Annotated in this window: 15 protein-coding genes; 11 read left to right on the top strand and 4 right to left on the bottom strand. The window is 69.9% G+C overall.

Annotated elements, in window-relative coordinates:
• The first annotated feature begins 2 nt into the window (after positions 1-2).
• The 8 genes from bioA (at position 3) to J2X21_RS08885 (ending at position 7,995) form a co-directional block, all read left to right on the top strand.
• Positions 3-1,283, top strand: coding sequence for an adenosylmethionine--8-amino-7-oxononanoate transaminase (gene bioA, locus J2X21_RS08920; RefSeq protein WP_310327470.1), 1,281 nt, complete (start codon positions 3-5; stop codon positions 1,281-1,283).
• Positions 1,270-2,484: an 8-amino-7-oxononanoate synthase gene (bioF, locus tag J2X21_RS08915; RefSeq protein ID WP_310327467.1), complete on the top strand. Its 1,215-nt coding sequence runs from the start codon at positions 1,270-1,272 to the stop codon at positions 2,482-2,484. Before bioA ends, bioF begins: the two co-directional genes overlap by 14 nt.
• A 76-nt stretch (positions 2,485-2,560) precedes the next feature.
• Positions 2,561-3,247, top strand: a complete 687-nt coding sequence (gene bioD, locus J2X21_RS08910; RefSeq protein ID WP_310327465.1) for a dethiobiotin synthase — start codon at positions 2,561-2,563, stop codon at positions 3,245-3,247.
• Positions 3,244-4,284, top strand: a complete 1,041-nt coding sequence (bioB, locus tag J2X21_RS08905) for a biotin synthase BioB (RefSeq protein WP_310327462.1) — start codon at positions 3,244-3,246, stop codon at positions 4,282-4,284. The genes bioD and bioB overlap by 4 nt, the downstream gene beginning before the upstream one ends.
• Before the next feature lie 93 nt (positions 4,285-4,377).
• On the top strand, positions 4,378-4,509 hold the full coding sequence (locus J2X21_RS08900; RefSeq protein WP_310327460.1) for a hypothetical protein: 132 nt from the start codon (positions 4,378-4,380) through the stop codon (positions 4,507-4,509).
• Positions 4,502-6,484, top strand: coding sequence for an ATP-binding protein (locus J2X21_RS08895; protein WP_310327458.1), 1,983 nt, complete (start codon positions 4,502-4,504; stop codon positions 6,482-6,484). The genes J2X21_RS08900 and J2X21_RS08895 overlap by 8 nt, the downstream gene beginning before the upstream one ends.
• A 128-nt stretch (positions 6,485-6,612) precedes the next feature.
• Positions 6,613-7,080 (top strand): nucleotidyltransferase, encoded by a 468-nt coding sequence (locus J2X21_RS08890; RefSeq protein WP_310327456.1) that lies wholly within the window; start codon positions 6,613-6,615, stop codon positions 7,078-7,080.
• Positions 7,081-7,086: 6 nt separating this feature from the next.
• Positions 7,087-7,995, top strand: coding sequence for a hydroxymethylglutaryl-CoA lyase (locus J2X21_RS08885; RefSeq protein WP_310327453.1), 909 nt, complete (start codon positions 7,087-7,089; stop codon positions 7,993-7,995).
• Here J2X21_RS08885 and J2X21_RS08880 read toward each other — a convergent pair.
• Together J2X21_RS08880 and J2X21_RS08875 are read right to left on the bottom strand one after the other, a co-directional pair.
• Positions 7,992-10,241: a M56 family metallopeptidase gene (locus J2X21_RS08880; RefSeq protein ID WP_310327451.1), complete on the bottom strand. Its 2,250-nt coding sequence runs from the start codon at positions 10,239-10,241 to the stop codon at positions 7,992-7,994. The two genes, J2X21_RS08885 and J2X21_RS08880, sit on opposite strands and share 4 nt — an antisense overlap.
• Positions 10,238-10,636, bottom strand: coding sequence for a BlaI/MecI/CopY family transcriptional regulator (locus J2X21_RS08875; protein WP_310327449.1), 399 nt, complete (start codon positions 10,634-10,636; stop codon positions 10,238-10,240). Before J2X21_RS08875 ends, J2X21_RS08880 begins: the two co-directional genes overlap by 4 nt.
• A gap of 146 nt (positions 10,637-10,782) precedes the next feature.
• On the opposite strand from J2X21_RS08875, the gene J2X21_RS08870 reads away from it, so the two are divergent.
• From J2X21_RS08870 to J2X21_RS08860, 3 genes are all read left to right on the top strand, one after another.
• The gene (locus tag J2X21_RS08870) at positions 10,783-11,238 is read left to right on the top strand and encodes a YciI family protein (RefSeq protein ID WP_310327445.1); all 456 of its coding nucleotides are present in this window, start codon (positions 10,783-10,785) and stop codon (positions 11,236-11,238) included.
• 52 nt (positions 11,239-11,290) lie between these two features.
• On the top strand, positions 11,291-13,003 hold the full coding sequence (locus tag J2X21_RS08865) for an Hsp70 family protein (RefSeq protein WP_310327443.1): 1,713 nt from the start codon (positions 11,291-11,293) through the stop codon (positions 13,001-13,003).
• A gap of 269 nt (positions 13,004-13,272) precedes the next feature.
• Entirely contained in the window at positions 13,273-14,874 is a 1,602-nt protein-coding gene (locus J2X21_RS08860; RefSeq protein WP_310327441.1) for a hypothetical protein, read from the top strand.
• Positions 14,875-14,878: 4 nt separating this feature from the next.
• Here the strand turns inward: J2X21_RS08860 and J2X21_RS08855 are convergent, their stop codons facing one another.
• Complete coding sequence (locus J2X21_RS08855; RefSeq protein WP_310327439.1) at positions 14,879-16,096, bottom strand: 6-phosphofructokinase; 1,218 nt, start codon at positions 16,094-16,096, stop codon at positions 14,879-14,881.
• Between the two features lie 103 nt (positions 16,097-16,199).
• Entirely contained in the window at positions 16,200-18,416 is a 2,217-nt protein-coding gene (locus tag J2X21_RS08850; RefSeq protein ID WP_310327437.1) for a putative bifunctional diguanylate cyclase/phosphodiesterase, read from the bottom strand.
• Positions 18,417-18,449: the final 33 nt, after the last annotated feature.

The raw sequence follows: 18,449 nt of genomic DNA, 5'->3' as shown, positions 1-18,449 counted from the left end.
GCATGACCGCTCTCCAAGACCGCAGCCGCAAGGCCGTCTGGCACCCCTGCACGCAGATGGCCCGGCTCGACGCCGTGCCACCGCTGCCCATCGCCCGCGGCGACGGCCCCTGGCTGTTCGACACCGACGGCCACCGCTACTTCGACGCCAACTCCTCGTGGTGGGTCAACCTGTTCGGCCACAGCGACAAGGCCTTGCACGGCGCCATCAAGCAGCAGCTCGACACGCTGCCCCACGTGATGCTGGCCGGCTGCACGCACGAACCCGCCGTGCGCCTGGCCGAGCGGCTGTCCGCCCGCACGGGTGGCGCGCTGGGCCATGTGTTCTTCGGCAGCGACGGCGCCAGCGCCGTCGAGATCGCGTTGAAGCAGAGCTTTCATTCCTTCAAGAACCGCGGCCGGCCGGAGAAGCGCGAGTTCGTCTGCTTGAAGAACAGCTATCACGGCGAGACGCTGGGCGCCTTGAGCGTGACCGACGTGCAGGTGTTCCGCGACGCGTATGACCCGCTGCTGATGCGCGCGCACATCGTCGCGTCACCGGATGGACGGCTGGGCGACGAGGCCGAGGCGCTGGACGCGATGCGCGCGCTGCTGGCCGAGCGCCATGAGCATATCGCCGCCGTCATCGTCGAGCCGCTGATCCAGGGCGCGGCAGGCATGGTCATGTACTCGCCGAGCTACCTGAAGGGCTTGCGCGAGCTGACGCGCGAGTTCGACGTGCACCTGATCGCCGACGAGATCGCGGTCGGCTGTGGCCGCACCGGCACTTTCTTCGCTTGGCAGCAGACGGACACCGACTGGCCCGACTTCATCCTGCTGAGCAAAGGCATCACCGGCGGCACGATGCCGCTGTCGCTGGTGCTGACGACCGACGACGTGTTCGCCGCGTTCTGGAGCGAGGACGTCACGCGCGGCTTCCTGCATTCGCACTCGTACACCGGTAACCCGCTGGCCTGCGCGGCGGCCAATGCGGTGCTGGACCGCTTCGACGCCGGCCAGTTGGACGACAACCGCGCGCAGGCTCAAGCGCTGACGCGCGCCTTCTCGCCTTTGGCCTCACGCGTCACCCATCTGCGCCAACGCGGCATGATCCTGGCCTTCGATGTGCCGGGCGCACCGCCGCGCTTCGCCGAGACCTTCCACCTGAAGGCTCGCGCACACGAATTGCTGATCCGCCCCATCGGCAGCACTGTCTATCTGATGCCCCCTTACCTGATCGACGACACGACCGCGGCCTTCCTGGCCGATGCCGTGACGAAGACGCTGAACGATGTCCTTGCTTGATCACCTGAGCGCCAAGCTCGCCGCCATCTCGGCGCAGAGCCTGACGCGCAAGCTGCGCCGCGCCGACGACGGCACCGCGCCGCGCCAGACCATCAATGGCCGGCCGCTGCTGATGTTCTGCTCCAACGACTACCTGGGCCTGGCGGCGGAGCCGGCGATCGCCGACGCGATCGCGGAAGGCGCGCGCCGCTGGGGTGGCGGCTCCGGCGCGTCGCCGCTGGTCAGCGGCCACAGCGCCGCGCACGAGGCCGTCACCGACACGCTGGCCCGCTGGTATGCGCCGCACGTCCCCGAGGCGCGCGCCATCGGCTTCTGCACCGGCTACATGGCCAACCTCGCCGTCGTCACCGCACTGGGCGACGAGCGCACCGAGATCTTCTCGGAGCAGTTGAACCACGCGTCGCTGATCGACGCCGCGCGCCTGGCCCGGGCCAAGGTCACGCGCTATCCACATGCCGACCTGGCCTCGCTGCGCCCGTTGCTGGCGGCCAGCACGGCCAAGGTGAAGTTGATCGTCACCGACGCCGTGTTCAGCATGGACGGCGACCTGGCGCCGCTGCCCGATCTGCTGAAACTGGCCGACGAGTTCGATGCCTGGCTCATCGTGGACGACGCGCACGGCTTCGGCGTGCTGGGCGAGAAGGGCCGCGGCTCGCTGGAGCACTTCGGCCTGAACAGCGAGCGGCTGATCCTCGTCGGCACGCTAGGCAAGGCCGCGGGCCTGTCGGGCGCCTTCGTCGCGGCCCACGCCACCATCGTCGAGTACCTGCTGCAGGCGGCGCGCAACTTCATTTTCTCGACCGCGTCGCCACCGGCCATCGAGCATGCACTGCTGACCAGCTTCGAGCTGATCGAAGGGCCGCTGGGCGCCGCCCGCCGCGCCAACCTTGTCGCCCGTCAGGCGCAGCTGCGCGATGGCCTGCTGGCCCTCATTGACCACCATCCGCGCCTGGGCTGGTCGCTGACCGACTCCGCCACGCCCATCCAGCCGCTGATCGTCGGCGGCAACGCCGAGGTCATGGCACTGGCCGCCGCGCTGGAAACGGCCGGCCTGCGCGTGCCCGGCATCCGCCCGCCCACGGTCGCGCACGGTACGGCGCGGCTGCGCATCACGCTGTGCGGCACGCACACCGAGGCGGATGTCGATGCCTTGCTGACCGCGCTGGAACGCGCAGCAGCCGCCCAGGAGCAGGCCGCATGAAGCCCCCACACTCGCTTTGCTCACTGCCCCCCGAGGGGGCGCGGGCGCCCTTGGGGCGGCCCTGCGGGAGCCCGACATGAGCGGCCGCGGCTTCTTCGTCACCGGCACCGACACCGAGATCGGCAAGACCTTCGTCACCGCCGCGCTGACACGCGCCCTCATCGCCCGCGGCCTGCGCGTCGCGGCCATCAAGTCGCTGGCGGCCGGCCAGGAGTTCGTCGACGGCCGCTGGGTCAACGAGGACGTGGCCACGTTGCAGGCCGCGCAGAACCTGGACCTCACCGACGGCGAGGTCGGCCCGCTGCAGCTGCGCGAACCCTGCGCGCCGCACATCGCCGCGCGGCTGGAAGGCAAGACGATTGAACGCGAGCCGCTGCTGGCCGCCATCCGCGCCACCGCGGCCAAGGGCGACATCGCCCTCGTCGAAGGCGTGGGCGGCTTCAGAGTGCCGCTGGCCGGCAGCTGGGACACCGCCGACCTGGCCGTGGACCTGGGCCTGCCCGTCATCCTCGTCGTGGGCCTGCGGCTGGGCTGCATCAACCACGCGCTGCTGACGGCCGAGGCCATCCGCGCGCGCGGCCTGCGGCTCACCGCCTGGGTCGCGAACACCGTGGACCCGCGCCAACCCCATGTCGCCGACAATCTGGCCTCTTTGCAGGCCGGCCTGAAGGCGCCCTGCATCGGGCACATCCCCCGACTCACCGACCCGCTGGCCGCGCCAGCCTGTCTCGACATCTCAGCCCTGCTGCTCGATCACGCATGAACCAGATCCAGACCCTCACCCCCACGACCGACGCTGACCGCCGCCAGGCCACGCCCTGGACGGTCAAGGATGTCGTGGCGCTGTTCGACCTGCCCTTCAACGACCTGATCTTCCGCGCGCAGCAGGTGCACCGCGAGCACTTCGACGCCAACGCGGTGCAGCTGTCCACGTTGCTTTCCATCAAGACCGGCGGCTGCGAGGAGGACTGCGCCTACTGCCCGCAGTCGGCCCATTTCGACACCGGCCTGAAGGCCGAGAAGCTGATCCCGCTGCAGGAGGTGATGGAAGCCGCCCGCGCCGCCAAGGCCAATGGCGCGACGCGCTTCTGCATGGGCGCCGCCTGGCGCTCGCCCAAGCCCCGCCACCTGGACGCCATCGGCGAGATGATTTCCGAGGTCAAGGCACTGGGCCTGGAGACTTGCCTGACCGCCGGCATGCTGGAAGACGGCCAGGCCGAGCAGCTCAAGGAAGCGGGGCTGGACTACTACAACCACAACCTCGACACGGCGCCCGAGTTCTACGGCCAGATCATCACGACGCGCACCTATCAAGACCGCCTCGACACGCTGGACCGCGTGCGTGCGCAAGGCCTGAAGGTCTGCTCCGGCGGCATCGTCGGCATGGGCGAGACACGCCGCCAGCGCGCCGGCCTCATCGTGCAACTGGCCAACCTCGACCCCTACCCCGAGAGCGTGCCCATCAACAACCTCGTGCAGGTGGAAGGCACGCCGCTGGCCGGCGTCGCGCCGCTGGATCCGCTGGAGTTCATCCGCACGATTGCCGTCGCCCGCATCACGATGCCGCGCGCCATGGTGCGCCTGTCCGCCGGCCGCGAGGAGATGCCCGAGACCATGCAGGCGCTGTGCTTCCTGGCCGGTGCCAACTCCATGTTCTACGGCGACAAGCTGCTGACGACCAGCAACCCGCAGGCCGAGAAGGACCGCGCGCTGCTGGAGCGCCTGGGCATGCGCTGCTCGACCGAGGCGGAGCTGACGCCGTCGGACGCAGCCGCCAAGGTGCAGGTCTGCACCCACTGATCGCCGGCTGACTCAACGCGCGCCTGCAGCCACCCCGCTCGGCGCGCGCCCCTATCCCGAATCCAAAAGAAGACGGCTGAGGAGACAAGAGAGATGTTCAAGAAGATCCTGATCGCCAACCGTGGCGCTCGCGCCAAAGGCGCGGCCGCGCCAGCGACAGATTGCATGCTGGTCGGCGCAGCCGACCAAGCAGGCGAGTTCACCCCGGGGGCTCGCCATGTTTAAAAAGATCCTCATTGCCAACCGGGGTGAAATCGCCTGCCGCGTTGCGGCCACCGCCCGCCGCCTGGGCATTCAGACCGTCGCGGTCTATTCGGAGGCTGACGCCGACGCACAGCACGTGAAGGCTTGCGACGAGGCGGTGCTGATCGGCGGCCCGGCGCCGCGCGACTCCTACCTGCAGTGGGAGCGCATCCTGGCCGCCGCCAAGGCCACCGGCGCGCAGGCCGTGCACCCCGGCTACGGCTTCCTCAGCGAGAACGAGGCGTTCGCGCAGGCCTGCGCCGATGCCGGCGTCGTCTTCATCGGCCCGCCGCCGTCGGCCATCCTCGCGATGGGCCTGAAGGCCGAGTCCAAGCGGCTGATGGAAGCGGCGAACGTGCCGCTGGTGCCGGGCTATCACGGCGCCGATCAAGACCCGGCGCTGCTGAAGCGCGAAGCCGACCGCATCGGCTACCCCGTGCTCATCAAGGCCAGCGCCGGTGGTGGCGGCAAGGGCATGCGCGCCGTCTACGGCGCCGATGAGTTCGATGCCGCGCTGGCCTCGTGCAAGCGCGAGGCCATCAACAGCTTCGGCGACGACGCGGTGCTGATCGAGCGCTATGTGCAGAAGCCCCGCCACATCGAGATCCAGGTGTTCGGCGACTCGCACGGTGACTGCGTCTACCTGTTCGAGCGCGACTGCTCCGTGCAGCGCCGCCACCAGAAGGTGCTGGAAGAGGCTCCCGCGCCGGGCATGACGCCGGAACGCCGCGCGCAGATGGGCGAGGCCGCCGTGGCCGCTGCGAAGGCGGTCGGCTATGTCGGCGCCGGCACCGTCGAGTTCATCGCCGAGCAGGACGGCCGCTTCTACTTCATGGAGATGAACACGCGGCTGCAGGTGGAGCATCCGGTGACGGAAGCGATCACCGGGCAAGACCTCGTCGAGTGGCAGCTGCGCGTCGCATCGGGCGAACCGCTGCCGCTGAAGCAGCACGAGTTGCGCATGCACGGCCACGCCATCGAGGCTCGCATCTGCGCCGAGAACCCGGGCGCCGGCTTCCTGCCCGCCACCGGCACGCTGGACGTGGCGCGCTGGCCTTCGCACGTGGCCTTCCAGCGTGGCGACGTGCGCATCGACGCCGGCGTGCGCGAGGGCGACGCGATCAGTCCGTACTACGACTCGATGATCGCCAAGCTCATCGTCTGGGGCGAGGATCGCGCGCAGGCGCTGGCCCGGCTGGACACTGCGCTGCGCGACACGCACATCGTCGGCCTGCACACCAATGTCGCCTTCCTGCGCCGCTGTGCCGCGACCGCCTCGTTCTCGGGCGCCGACCTCGACACCGGCCTCATCGAACGCGAAAAGGCGGTGCTGTTCGAGCAGCCCGGCCTGCCGTTGCGTGTGAGCGCCGCCGCTGTCGTGGCGCACACGCTGGCCGTGGAAGGCGCAACGCAGGGCAATGACCCGTGGAGCGCGCGCGACGGCTTCCGCCTGTTCGGCTCGGCCACGCGCCGCTTTGATCTCGAAGCCGGTGGCGCGCACCATGAAGTGCTGCTGTCGTGCCACCACCGCGGCGGCATGACGCTGACGGTCGAAGGCGAGGCGATCGAGTTCGCTGTGAAGTCCAGCGACGCCGAGACACACGAGCTGTTTCTCGGCACCGACCGCATCCGCGTGAAGACCTATGCCCAGGGCGAGCGCGTCGCCGTGTTCGCGCCGTCGGGCTCAGCCGTGCTGACCGAGGTGGACGTCATCGCCCACGCCGGCGACGGCCCGAGCGAAGGCGGCCGCCTGACCGCGCCCATGCCCGGCAAGCTCATCGCCTTCCTGGCCAAGGCCGGCGACACCGTCACCAAGGGCCAGCCGCTGGCCGTCATGGAAGCGATGAAGATGGAGCACACCATCTCGTCGCCGCGTGACGGCAAGGTGGCGGAGCTGCTGTTCGCCATCGGCGACCAGGTCAGCGACGGCGCGGAACTATTGAAGCTGGAAGCCTGACAATCAAGCCATGCTGCGCACAGTGACGATCACCAGCCGCAAGAACCAAGCCTCTGAGGACAGGGCGTATTGGCTCTCACGCCCGCCTGCCGAGCGGCTGGCTGCCGTCGAACAACTGCGGCTTCAGCATGAAGGCTTTGCCGAAGAACCTGATGCTCAACCCCGACTTCAAAGAGTTTGCCGAGTTACTCAACGCGAACGGCGTTGAGTACCTCGTTGTTGGCGGCTATGCGTTGGCCGCGCATGGCCACCCCCGCTATACGGGCGATATCGACTTCTGGTTGAACCCCCACGCCGACAACCTCGAACGCCTGTTGACGACGTTGCGCCAGTTCGGCTTCGGTTCGCTGAACCTGTCGACGGCCGACTTCGCACCAGATTCCGTCATCCAACTGGGCCAGCCCCCCCGGCGCATCGACCTGCTGATGGGCATCGATGGTGTCGCGTTTGAGGACTGCTACGAACGGCGCGAAATCATCACCGTCGACGGGCTGGCGTTGAATTTCATCGGCCTGGATGACTTCAAGGCCAACAAGCGTGCGAGCGGTCGCCACAAGGATCTGGCGGACCTTGACGCACTCGAAGACAAGGATTGAATCGCGATGCCACTGCCCACCCACGTCAAGATCCTCGACGTCGGCCCGCGCGACGGGCTGCAGAACGAGAAGGAGAACGTCGCCACCGAGCACAAGGCGCAACTGGTGGCGATGCTGCAGGACGCCGGCCTGAACGAGATCGAGGTCACCAGCTTCGTCAGCCCGAAGTGGGTGCCGCAGATGGGCGACAACACCGCGGTGATGGCCGCCATCGCGCGCAAGCCCGGCGTGCGCTATTCGGTGCTGGTGCCCAACCTGAAGGGGTTGGAGCCGGCGCTGGCGTCCAAGCCTGACGAGATCCTGGTCTTCACCGCGGCCAGCGAGGCCTTCACGCAGAAGAACATCAACTGCTCCATCGCCGAGAGCCTGGAGCGCTTTGCGCCCGTCATAGAGGGCGCGCACGCGGCAGGCGTGAAGGTGCGCGCGGCGCTGTCGTGTGCGCTGGGCTGCCCGTACGAGGGCGACATCAGCGCCGATCAGGTCGAGGCCGTCGTGAAGCCGCTGCGCGCACTGGGCGTGGACGCCATCGACATCGCCGACACCATCGGTGTCGGCACGCCGCGCAAGGTGCAGGCCGCGATGGAGCGGGCGCTGAAGCACTTTCCGCTCGCGGAAGTCTCCGGCCACTTCCACGACACCTACGGCCAGGCGCTCGCCAATGTCTACGCGAGCATGGAGCTGGGCGTGCACAGCTTCCACGCCAGCGTGGCGGGCCTGGGCGGCTGTCCGTATGCCAAGGGCGCGACGGGCAATGTGGCGACGGAGGATGTCGTCTTCATGCTGGATGGCTTGGGGCTGGAAACGGGCATCAACCTCGACAAGCTGGTGGATGCCGGCGCCTTCATCTCCAACGTGCTGGGCCGCCCGCCGGTGTCACGCGTGGCGCGAGCGGTGCTGGCCAAGCGGGCGGGCTAGCCCAACCTGTCCAGCGCCGTCTCGATCTGCCCGCGCTCATGCTCGCCCAGGCCGCGGCCGGCGCGGCGCAGGCGATCAACGAGGGTGGCATCCACCGGCTTGGCCTGGCCCAGGCGGTCCGCCACGCGCAGCAGCACCTGCAGGCGCTCGAAGCCGCTGTCCATGCCCTCGGCGCTGGCCAGCACGCGCTCCAGGCCCGGCAGGCCCAGCTTGGGCCGGTCCAGCAGCAGGTTCAGCGCCTCACGCCGCTCGAAGCCACTGTCAATGCCACCGGCCGCGCTGACATAGGCCTCGACCAACTGCGCCTCGTCGCCCTGCAGCCGGCGCGCGATCGCGCCCAGCGCCTCGCGCCTTTCGAAGTCGCCCTGCAACCGATGCGCCGCCTGCAGAGCCGCCGCCAGCACCGCCGGATGCGGCGTGGCCGTGACCTGCGCCTCGATGGCCGAACGCAGCTCGAAGTCGCCGTCGATGCGGCCCAGCGCCTCGCTCCAGGCCGCCAGCACGGCCGGCGTGGTGAGCAGCTTGGGCGCCAGCGCGCCCAGCGCTTCGCGGCGCTCGAAGTCGCCATCGATGCCGCCCGCCACCTTCAGCCAGGCCAGTTGCTGCGGCTCGGCCAGCGGCAGCCGCGCGATGGCCTGCAGCGCCTCGCGCCGCTCGAAGCCGCCGCCAATGCGGGCGGCCGCGGCGATGACGCGGTCCTGCGCGGCAGCGGACAACGGCTGGCCCAGGCCCACCAGCGCCTCCAAGCGGCGGCGGCGTGAGTGGTCCTCGCTCGCGCGCTCGACGTCGGCCAGCACGGCATCGATGCCGCCGCGCTCGAACTGACGCTGCGCGCGCACCTTGGGGTCGGTCAGGTGCTCGGCCATGCGCTGCACGGCCTGGGTCCACCAGACGCGCGCGGCGTCATCCATTTGCAGCACATCGCGGCCCACGCGGTACTCGCGCTGGATGCGGCCTTCGCCCATGGACTTGAGCGTCATCTCGCGCGTCAGCCCGCCTTCGCGGTGGCGCACGGTGAGCGTGCCGGTCAGCGACTGCACGTCGTCCTCGGCGTCGTTGAACGCCACCTTGCCGTCCAGCGTCACCGAGAAGCTGCCGCCGGGATAGCGGCTCACCAGGCGCGTGCCGGGCCGCAGGAAGCCGGGATCGGCCAGGCTTTCCAGCCCGAAGCGGCCCAGCATCTCGCGGCCGTCGGTGTGGCTGACGACGACCGCCGGCAGCGCCACCAGGCCGCCCAGCATCGCGGCCACCAGACCCCAACGCAGCGCGCGGCGTTCGCGCGGCGCGGCCTCGCCCTCGGGCTTCAGCAGCCTGCGCACGCGGGCGAACAGCGGCGACCCCACACCCGCCGCGCCGCAGGCCAGCGCCGGGCCATGACGGCCGCCCGGCGCCTTCAGCGCCTCGGCACAACGCAACAGGCTCTGCGCCAGCGCCAGGCGCTGCCCAGCCGGTGCGGCGGCTTCCGCGTCGCAGGCCAGCTCGGCCAGCAGGTCCAGCCGCTGCAGCGCGATGCGGTTCAGCGCCTGCGGCCACAGCAGCGCCTGCATGACGGCCGCAAGCAGCCGCCAGGCCGGGTCGCGCCGGCGCAGGTGGGCCAGCTCATGGCCCAGCACGGCGCGGGCTTCGTCGTCGGGCAGGTCCAGGCACCAGGCGGGCAGGCACAGCTGGCGGCCGGGCGCCAGCAGCGGGCTGGCCCAGCCGGCGCGCGCATGGCGCAGCACCGGCAGCGGCACGCGCATGTCGGCCGAGAGCCCGGCGACCAGCGCCTGCCAGCGCGGGTCGGCCACCACGGCCAGGCGGCACACGGTGCGGCGCAGCCAAGCCCACTGCGCGGCCAGTGCGGCCGCCATCAGCACCGCACCCAGCAGCCAGACCGCCACGAAGCCGACGGCCAGGTCATGCGTCTGGGGCTCGAAGCGCGTCGTGAGGGGCAGCGCGCCCAGTTGAGCGCCGGGCAGTTGGGCCACCGGCGCGTTGGAAGGCAGCGCATCGGTGATCACGGGGGCCGGGTCTTGCACGGCGACCTGCGCGGGTCGCACGACAGGCCCCGGTGCGGGCGCCGCCGTCAGCAGCGGCAGGCTGGCGCTGAGCAGCCCGCCCAGCAGCGCCAGCCGCCACAGCGTCTCCTGCGTGGACGTGGTCACGCGCGCCAGCCAGCCGGCGCGCTCGGCCACCCACAGCGCGCCGATCAACAGGCTGCTGTGCAGCAGGTAGCTGCACAGCCAGGTCAGCAGCACATCGGTCATCGCGCATCTCCCTTGCGTTGCTTCAGCAGCGCCTGCAGTTCGGCTAGCTCCTTGGCGTCCACGCCGCGCGCATCCAGCAGATGCGACACCAGCGCGCTGGCACGGCCGGCGAACAGGCTGTCCAGCAGGCTGCCCACCATGGAGCGCTGCACCTCGCTCTCGCTGACGAGCGGCGTGTACAGCAGCGCCCGCCCCTCGCGCCGGCTGGCCAGCAGGCCGCGCTTCTCCAGGCGTGTCAGCAGCGTGGCGATGGTGGTGTGGGCCAGGTCGCGCTCGCCGCGCAAGGCCTCGGCCACCTCGGCCGTGCTGGCCTCGCCGCGTGCCCACAGCACGCGCATCAGGCTGAGCTGCAGCTCGCTCAGTTGCACATCCCCGCCGCCGGCGTCCTCATCCATGGCAAGATCTTCTACAGTTGTCGTACTACAAATGTAGTTGCAACATCGATGGCCTGACAAGTGACTTTGGGCACCCGGGTTTCAACGCGGGCGCCGGCGGCGCTCGCTGCGATTCAATGGGTGCATTGCGACTACCGCCACACGCCATGCAACGCCTTGCCGCCTGCCTGCTCGCCCTGCTGGGCACGCTGACCGTCCATGCCCAGGAGGCGCCGGCCGCCTACGATGCCGCCAAGGCCCAGGCCTGGGGCGCCAACGACGGCGGCCTGCGCTCCTATGTCTTCGTGCTGCTGAAGACGGGCCCCAAGCCCATGCCGCCCGGCCCCGAGCGCGACGCGATGTTCAAGGGCCATTTCGCCAACATGGAGCGGCTGTCCAAGGAAGGGCTGCTGGTCTACGCCGGCCCGCTGGACGGCCAGAACGGCCTGCGCGGGCTGTTCGTCTTCGCGACGAAAGACGTGGAGACCGCCCGCAAGGCCGTGGAGACCGACCCCGTCATCATCAACGGCGAGATGGTGGCCGACATCCACCGCCACATGGGTTCGGCAGCGCTGATGGCGGTGCCCGAGTGGCATCCCCGGTTGATCAAACCCAAGTCCTGACCGCCGCCCGTTAGCGGCTACGCTAGCGCCCGTTTCAACGGGAGGCTCACCAATGATCCTGGGCATCGACCTGGGCACCACGCACAGCGCGGCGGCGGTGTTTCGCGACGGCGCGGCCGTCCTCATCCCCAATGCCCACGGGGACTACCTGACGCCGTCGGCCGTCGCGCTCGACGAGCAAGGCCACACGCTGGTGGGCCTGGCCGCGCGCGAGCGCGCCGGGCTGCATGCGCAGTCCACCGCGCTGGCCTTCAAGCGCTGGATGGGCAGCGACCGCAAGATCACGCTGCGCACCGGCCCGCATGTGAAGGAGCTGCGCGCCGAGGAGCTGTCGGCACTGGTGCTGCAGACGCTCAAAAGTGATGCCGAGGCCTTTCTGGGCGAGCCGGTCACCGAGGCCGTCATCACGGTGCCGGCCTACTTCAACGAGGCGCAGCGCCGCGCCACCCGCACGGCGGGCGAGATCGCCGGGCTGAAGGTCGAGCGGCTGCTGAACGAGCCCACCGCGGCCGGCCTGGCCTATGGCCTGCAGGAGCGGCCCGAGCACAGCAGCTTTCTCGTCTTCGACCTGGGCGGCGGCACCTTCGACGTGTCGGTGCTGGAGTATTTCGATGGTGTCGTCGAGGTGCGCGCCAGCGCCGGCGACACGCGGCTGGGCGGCGAGGACTTCAGCCGCGCGATCGCGCAGCTGTTCGCCAAGACCGCCGAGGGCCTGAGCGCCGAGGAGCGCACCGCCTGGTTCGAGGGCGAGACCTGGTGGCGCATGGCCGAACAGGCCAAGCGCGACCTCGGCGAACGCGACAGCGCGGAGCTGCGCAGCGTCTGGCGTGACCGCACGCTGACCGCCACGATCACGCGTGCCGACTTCGAGGCCGGCGCGCAGGAGCTGCTGCAGCGCCTGCGCCGCCCCATCGAGCGCGCGCTGGCCGACGCGCAGCTGAACCCGGCCGGCCTGGCCGAGGTGGTGCTGGTGGGCGGCGCCACGCGCATGCCCATGGTGCGCCAGCTGGTCGCACGGCTGTTCCAGCGCCTGCCGCTGCGCAACCTGGACCCCGACCTCGCGATCGCGATGGGCGCGGCCGTGCAGGCCGGCCTGAAGGCGCGCGACGCGGCGCTGGACGACGTGGTGCTGACCGACGTGATGCCTTATTCGCTGGGCATCGTCGCGGCCACGCACATCGCCGGCCGCATGGTCAACGATCGCTTCTCGCCCATCATCGAGCGCAACACGCCGGTGCCGGTGTCGCGCGTGGAGAGTTATCACACGCTGGCCGACGGGCAGCGGCAGATCCTTGTCGACGTGCGCCAGGGCGAGTCGCCCGTGGGCTCGGAGAACCTGCACCTGGGCAAGCTGGAGATCGAGGTCACGCCCGCACCGGCAGGCCAGGCCGGCGTGGAGGTGCGCTTCACCTACGACGCCAACGGGCTGCTGGAGGTGGAGGCGCGCGAGACGCCCGGCGGCCAGCGCCATGAGCTCATCATCGAGAGCCAAGGCGCTCGCCTCAGCGCGGCCGAGATCGCCGCCACGCGCGAACGCCTGCAGTCGCTGAAGCGCCACCCGCGCGACGAGCAGGACAACCGCTACCAGATCGAGCGCGCCAAGCGGCTGTTCGAGGATCGGCTGGGCAACGACCGCCAGATGCTGCAGGACTGGCTGGGCCAGTTCGAACTGGCGCTGCAGACGCAGGACCCGCGCGTCATCCGCACCGCACGCCAGCAGTTCAAGGAAGCGCTGGACAGCATCGACACGTCGTTCAGGTTCTAGGGTCTGTTCACGCTATGGCAATGGGCCGCGTTGTTACCAAAAGGGCCGCGAGCAAGGCGCAAACCGCAGCCGGGTTCAACACCCGGCGAGGATTTGCAACGCAGCGCGCGGCCCTTTTGATAACAACCCTGCGGGAAGGCCCGCCGCCAGGGCCCACTCAGCGTTGCATCGCTTGCCCGCACACACGTGCGGGCGGCGCGCCGCGCCTTGATTGGCCCCTGGCGGCGGGCCTTCGCGACCCATTGCCATAGCGTGAGCAGACCCTAAACATGTGGGAAGAAGACTGGGCCCGGCTGGGCATTGACGCGACGACCGACCTCGCCGCCATCAAGAAGGCCTACGCGGCCAAGCTCAAGGTCACGCGGCCGGACGACGATGCCGAGGCCTACCAGGCGCTGCGCGCGGCCTACGAGCGCGCGCAGCAATGGGCGAAGTGGCAGCGCGAGAACCCCGAGGAGCAGCCGGCCGTCATCGCAGCTGCCGAGCCCGCACCGCCGGTTGAACAGCAGGCGCCGCCCGCCGAGGAGGCCGAGCCCGTGCCGGAGTACGTTCTCCAGCCGCAGCACCTCATCCACGAGCTGGAGCTGCACTGGCGCCGCACGGGCGAGGCCGCGCTGCTGCATGCCTGGGCCGACACCCGCCGCGAGCTGGACCAGCAGCCGCTGAGCCGGCAGGCCGAGTTCTCGGCCGCGTTCGCTCAATGGGCGCTGAGCCTGCCCACCTTGCCCGATGAATTCCTGAAGGCACTGGACGCGCAGTTCGGCTGGCTGAACGATTTCCGCACCGAGCGGCAGTTGGGCGTGGAGTTGGCCCATGCGCTGCACGATGCGTTCGACGAGCGGCTGAGGCCCGCCCCCATCCCCGCGCCCGTGCATGAGCTGGGCGCACCGCTGGTGGGGCTGGACGCGCTTCAGCAAGCCGGCGGCGCCTGGTGGCGGCTGCAGTTGCTGCTGTTGCTGCTGCAGCCCACGCTGGCGCGCAACCAGAGCCTGCTGGGTGCGCAGTGGCTGCGCAAGCTGGGCCTGGACCTGCATGCGCAGCGCTGGCTGGATGCGGGCGTGAAGCGCGGCCTGTGGTGGCGCGTGGGGCTGGCCGGCGCGCTGTGCTTCGGCGGCGGGCTGCTGGTGTTCGGCGACGCGATCATTGCCGGCGCGCATGCGCTGGGCTGGCTGCTGAGTACCGGCGCCGTCATGCTGGTGGGCCTGTTCGCCGCCACGCTGATCGGCGTGGGCCCGACGTTGACCCATGGCCAGAAGCGGCTGGCGCTGCCGCTGGAGCGCTGGCGCCGCCACAGCATGCAGCCGGTGCTGGGGCTGGTCTGGCTGCTGTTTGCCGCCTGGCTGGCCTGGCTGTCCGAGCAGGAGCCTGCGGCCGGGAGCGGCGTGCTGTCGGTGATACCCGACTGGCTGCTGCCGTGGGCCTGCGGGCTGTTCGGCCTCGCGGGGCTGGTCGCGGCCTGGCCGCTGCTGCCGCTGCACGGCTGGGTGGTGGCCGGCCTGTCGCCGCTGGTGGGTTTTTTGTTCATCGCGGCGCTGGGCCGCTGGCTGCCGGAGCCCACCTGCCTGCTGCTGGCGCTGGCCTGGATGCTGCTGGCCGCCGCGGTCCACGAGGAGCGCGTGCGCGCGACCGGCTTCGCGCTGTGGCCGCTGCGCCCCATGCTGAACGCGCTGGCGCTGGCGCAGCGCTGGACCTACTCGGTGGCGCTGCTGCCGATGGCCTGCGCGGCGGCCTACATCGCGCTGAACGATGGCCCGGCGCGCGCCAGCACGGTCTTCCTGATCTGGGTGTTCGGCAACCTGGGCACGGCCTGGCTGCAGGACAAGGCGGACGCCTGGGCGCTGAAGCAGCTGCCCGCGCCCGCCGCGGTTTGAGCACTCAGCCCCGGTTCAGCACCTTGGCCACCGGGTTGGGCCGCAGCCGGTACGCGTCCGGCATGCCCGAGCCCAGCAGCGGGCGCAGGTAGAGGCGGAAGGCGTCGGTCACGTCGGTGCCGCTGGCGTTGATGAACACGTCTTCCATCGTGCGCGTCTTGCCGGCCACGGCGCTCAGCGGCAGCAGCTTGTAGTCCACCGAGTAGTAGCCCACGCGCTGGATGGCCACCGAGCCGTCGCGGTCGCCGTGGAAGGCGCACTGCACGGCCTTCTCGCCGACCTCTCTGGCCTCGCGCTGGTCCACGTCGGACACGCACCCGAGGAAGCTGCGCTGCAGGTAGCCGAAGGTGTCACCACGCACGCGCTTGATGCCCAGCTTGCCCTTGATCTCCTCGCACAGCAGGTCGGCCAGCGCGCCGGTGCCGCTGAGCTGCACGTTGCCGTGCGCGTCGCGCTCCAGGTCGCCGGCCAGCTTGGACAGCATCGGCGCGCCGCTCGCATCGTGGATGCCCTCGCTGACGGCGATGACGCAGCGGCCGAAGCGCTCGTGCGTGGCCTTCACGTCGCGCAGGAACTGGTCGGTGTCGAAGTCGCGCTCGGGCACGTAGATCAGGTGCGGGCCGTCGTCATCGAACTTCTTGCCGAGCGCCGCGGCGGCGGTCAGGAAGCCGGCGTGGCGGCCCATGACGACGCCCACGTAGACGCCCGGCAGCGCCGCGTTGTCGAGGTTGGCGCCGGCGAACGCCTGGGCGACGAAGCGCGCTGCGGAGGCATAGCCGGGCGTGTGGTCGTTACCGACCAGGTCGTTGTCTATGGTCTTGGGAATGTGGATGCAGCGCAGCGGGTAGTTCGCCGCCTTGGCCTCTTCCGACACGATGCGCACGGTGTCCGACGAGTCGTTGCCACCGATGTAGAAGAAGTGCGTGATGCCGTGCGCCTGCAGCACGGTGAAGATCTCGCGGCAGTAGGCCGCATCGGGCTTGTCGCGCGTGGAGCCCAGAGCCGACGCGGGCGTCATGGCCACCAGCTCGAGGTTGTGGCTGGTTTCTTGCGCGAGGTCGACGAAGTCCTCGTTGACGATGCCGCGCACGCCGTGGCGCGCGCCGTAGACCGCCGCCACGCCGGCCTGGCGCCGCGCTTCGAGCACCACGCCCACCAGGCTCTGGTTGATGACGGCGGTGGGGCCGCCACCCTGGGCGACGAGGATCTTCGCGAGACTCATGAGCGCTCCTGGCTTGTCGTCAAAGGACGGCGGAGTTTAGGAGCGCCGGGCGGCAGCGCAATCGGCAGTTCAGCTACGTACTGGGGGGCGGGCAGGCCCCGGCTCAGCCTGCCATGAAAGATTCGAGTTGCTCGGCCGGCATGGGCTTGGCGAAAAGCCAACCCTGGCCCTCGTGGCAGCCCAGCCCGACGAGGTACTGACGCTGCTCCTCGGTCTCTATGCCCTCGGCGATGACGGTCAGGCCCAGGCCACGGCCCAGGTTGACGACCATCTGCGCGATGGTGGAGCCGGCGGTGGAGGTTTGCGCCTCCTGCACGAAGGCGCGGTCGATCTTGAGCCGGTCCACCTGCAGCTGGCGCAGTTGGCTCAAGCTGGAGAAGCCGGTGCCGAAATCGTCGATGGCCACGCTGAAGCCCAGGTGCTTGATGTCGGCCAGCACGCGGCGCACCAGCTCGGCATCCTCCATGGCCATGGACTCGGTGATCTCCAGCTCGATGCTGTGCCCGGCCACATCGCTGTCTTGCAGCGCGCGCGCCAGCATGTCCAGGAAGCCGGGGTGGCGGAACTGCGCCATCGAGATGTTGACCGCCATGCGGAAGTCGGCATGGCCCAGCGCCTGCATCTTCTTCAGCTGGCCGCAGGCGGTTCGCATGACGAACTCGCCGATGGGGATGATGAGTCCGCTCTGCTCGGCCAGCGGGATGAACTGGTCGGGCGGGATGAATCGGTTGTCGGCGGTGCGCCAGCGCAGCAGCGCCTCGGCACCGATGACGCGGCGGCTGCCCAGGTCCACCTGCGGCTGGTAGACGACGAACAGCTGGCTTTCCTCGAAGCCGGTGCGCAGCCCCTTCAGCAGCTTGAAGCGCTCGCGCGCGTCGCTACCCATGGCGGCGGAGAAGTATTGAGACGAGCCGCGCTGGTGCTGCTTGGCACGCTTCAACGCGATCTGCGCATCGAGCAGCAGCTCGGAGCCCACGGCGGTGGACTCGCCCAGCCGCACCAGCCCCGTGGTGGCCGACAGCTGCAGGCGCTCGCCGGACACGACGAAGGGTTCGGCAAACACGCCTTGCACGGTTTCCGGGCAGACCTTGGCATGCTCGCCAAGCACGCCGAAGGTGTCGGCGCCGACGCGGGCCATGGCGGTGTTCAGGCCCAGCATCTCGCTCATGCGATGCACCACGGCCTGCAACACCTGGTCGCCGAAGTGCTGGCCGAAGGCGTCGTTGATGTCGGAGAAGTCGTCGATGTCGATCAGCGCCAGCGTGACGCCGGACGGATCCTTCAGGTTCTTGTCCAGCAGCTCGACGAAGCGGTTGCGGTTGGGCAGTCGCAGCAGCGGGTCGTTGTAGGCCTGGTCCAGCAGCTGGCTGTACAGCAGCACGTTCTCGAACCCGACCGCGATGTTGGAACAGAAGGCGCGCAGCAGCTGCTGGTCCAGGTCGTCCAGGTGGCGGCCCACATCGACCAGCGCGGCCATCGCGCGGCCCTGGCCCATGCCGAAGTACAGGCAGGTGCCGTCGTCGTAGAGGTTCTTCTGCTCGCGCAGGCAGCGCTCCAGGCGCTCGCGCACGGCGGGGATCTTGACCTGTGACAGCGGGCGGTCGATGAGGCCGCTGTACTGCCCTGCCGCGGCGACGATGCGCACCTCGTCGCCCGTCTGGCCATGCACCTGCGCGCAGACCAGCCCCTCGGGCAGGATGCCCAGCAGTGCGCACAGCTGCGTGACGACGCCCTCGGCAAAGCGGCTGAGGCCGCGCATGCGCGACAGCGACGTGCTGCTCTCGACGATCATCTCCAGCCCGAGGCGGTTGGCCTCCAGCGCGCAGATCTGCCGATAGGAGCGCACGGCCGCGGTCAGCACCGTGTACAGCCGCGTGCGGGTCAGCTCGGACTTGGTCTTGTAGTCGTTGATGTCATAGGCCTGCACCGTCTCGATCTCGGGCGCATAGCCCGGCTGGCCGGTGCGCAGCACGATGCGCAGCGCGTACAGGCCCAGCTCGTCGCGGATGTGGCGCACCAGCTGCAGGCCGGCGTCCTCGCTCTCCATGACCACGTCGAGCAGCACCACGGCGAGGTCATCCTCGCTGGCGAGCAGCTGGCGGGCCTGGGCGGCAGACGACGCGTGCAGGAAGATCAGCGGCTGACCTTCGATGGTCAGGCCTTGCATGGCCAGTTCGGTGGCCTTGTGGACGTCGCCGTCGTCGTCGACGATGAGGATGCGCCAGGGCCGGTCGTAGGGGCGATGTTCCAGCTCGGCGTGCTCGGGCTCGTCGAGCAGTTCGAGCAGGTCGTCGTCAACGGCGGGCGTTGTGTCTTGCATGAGGGCGAGGGCTTCGGGCGCGGGCGGCGGCTA

The sequence above is a fragment of the Roseateles asaccharophilus genome, assembly GCF_031458115.1.
GTDB lineage: Bacteria > Pseudomonadota > Gammaproteobacteria > Burkholderiales > Burkholderiaceae_C > Pelomonas > Pelomonas asaccharophilus_A.
This window is presented reverse-complemented; position numbering and strand designations above follow the sequence as displayed.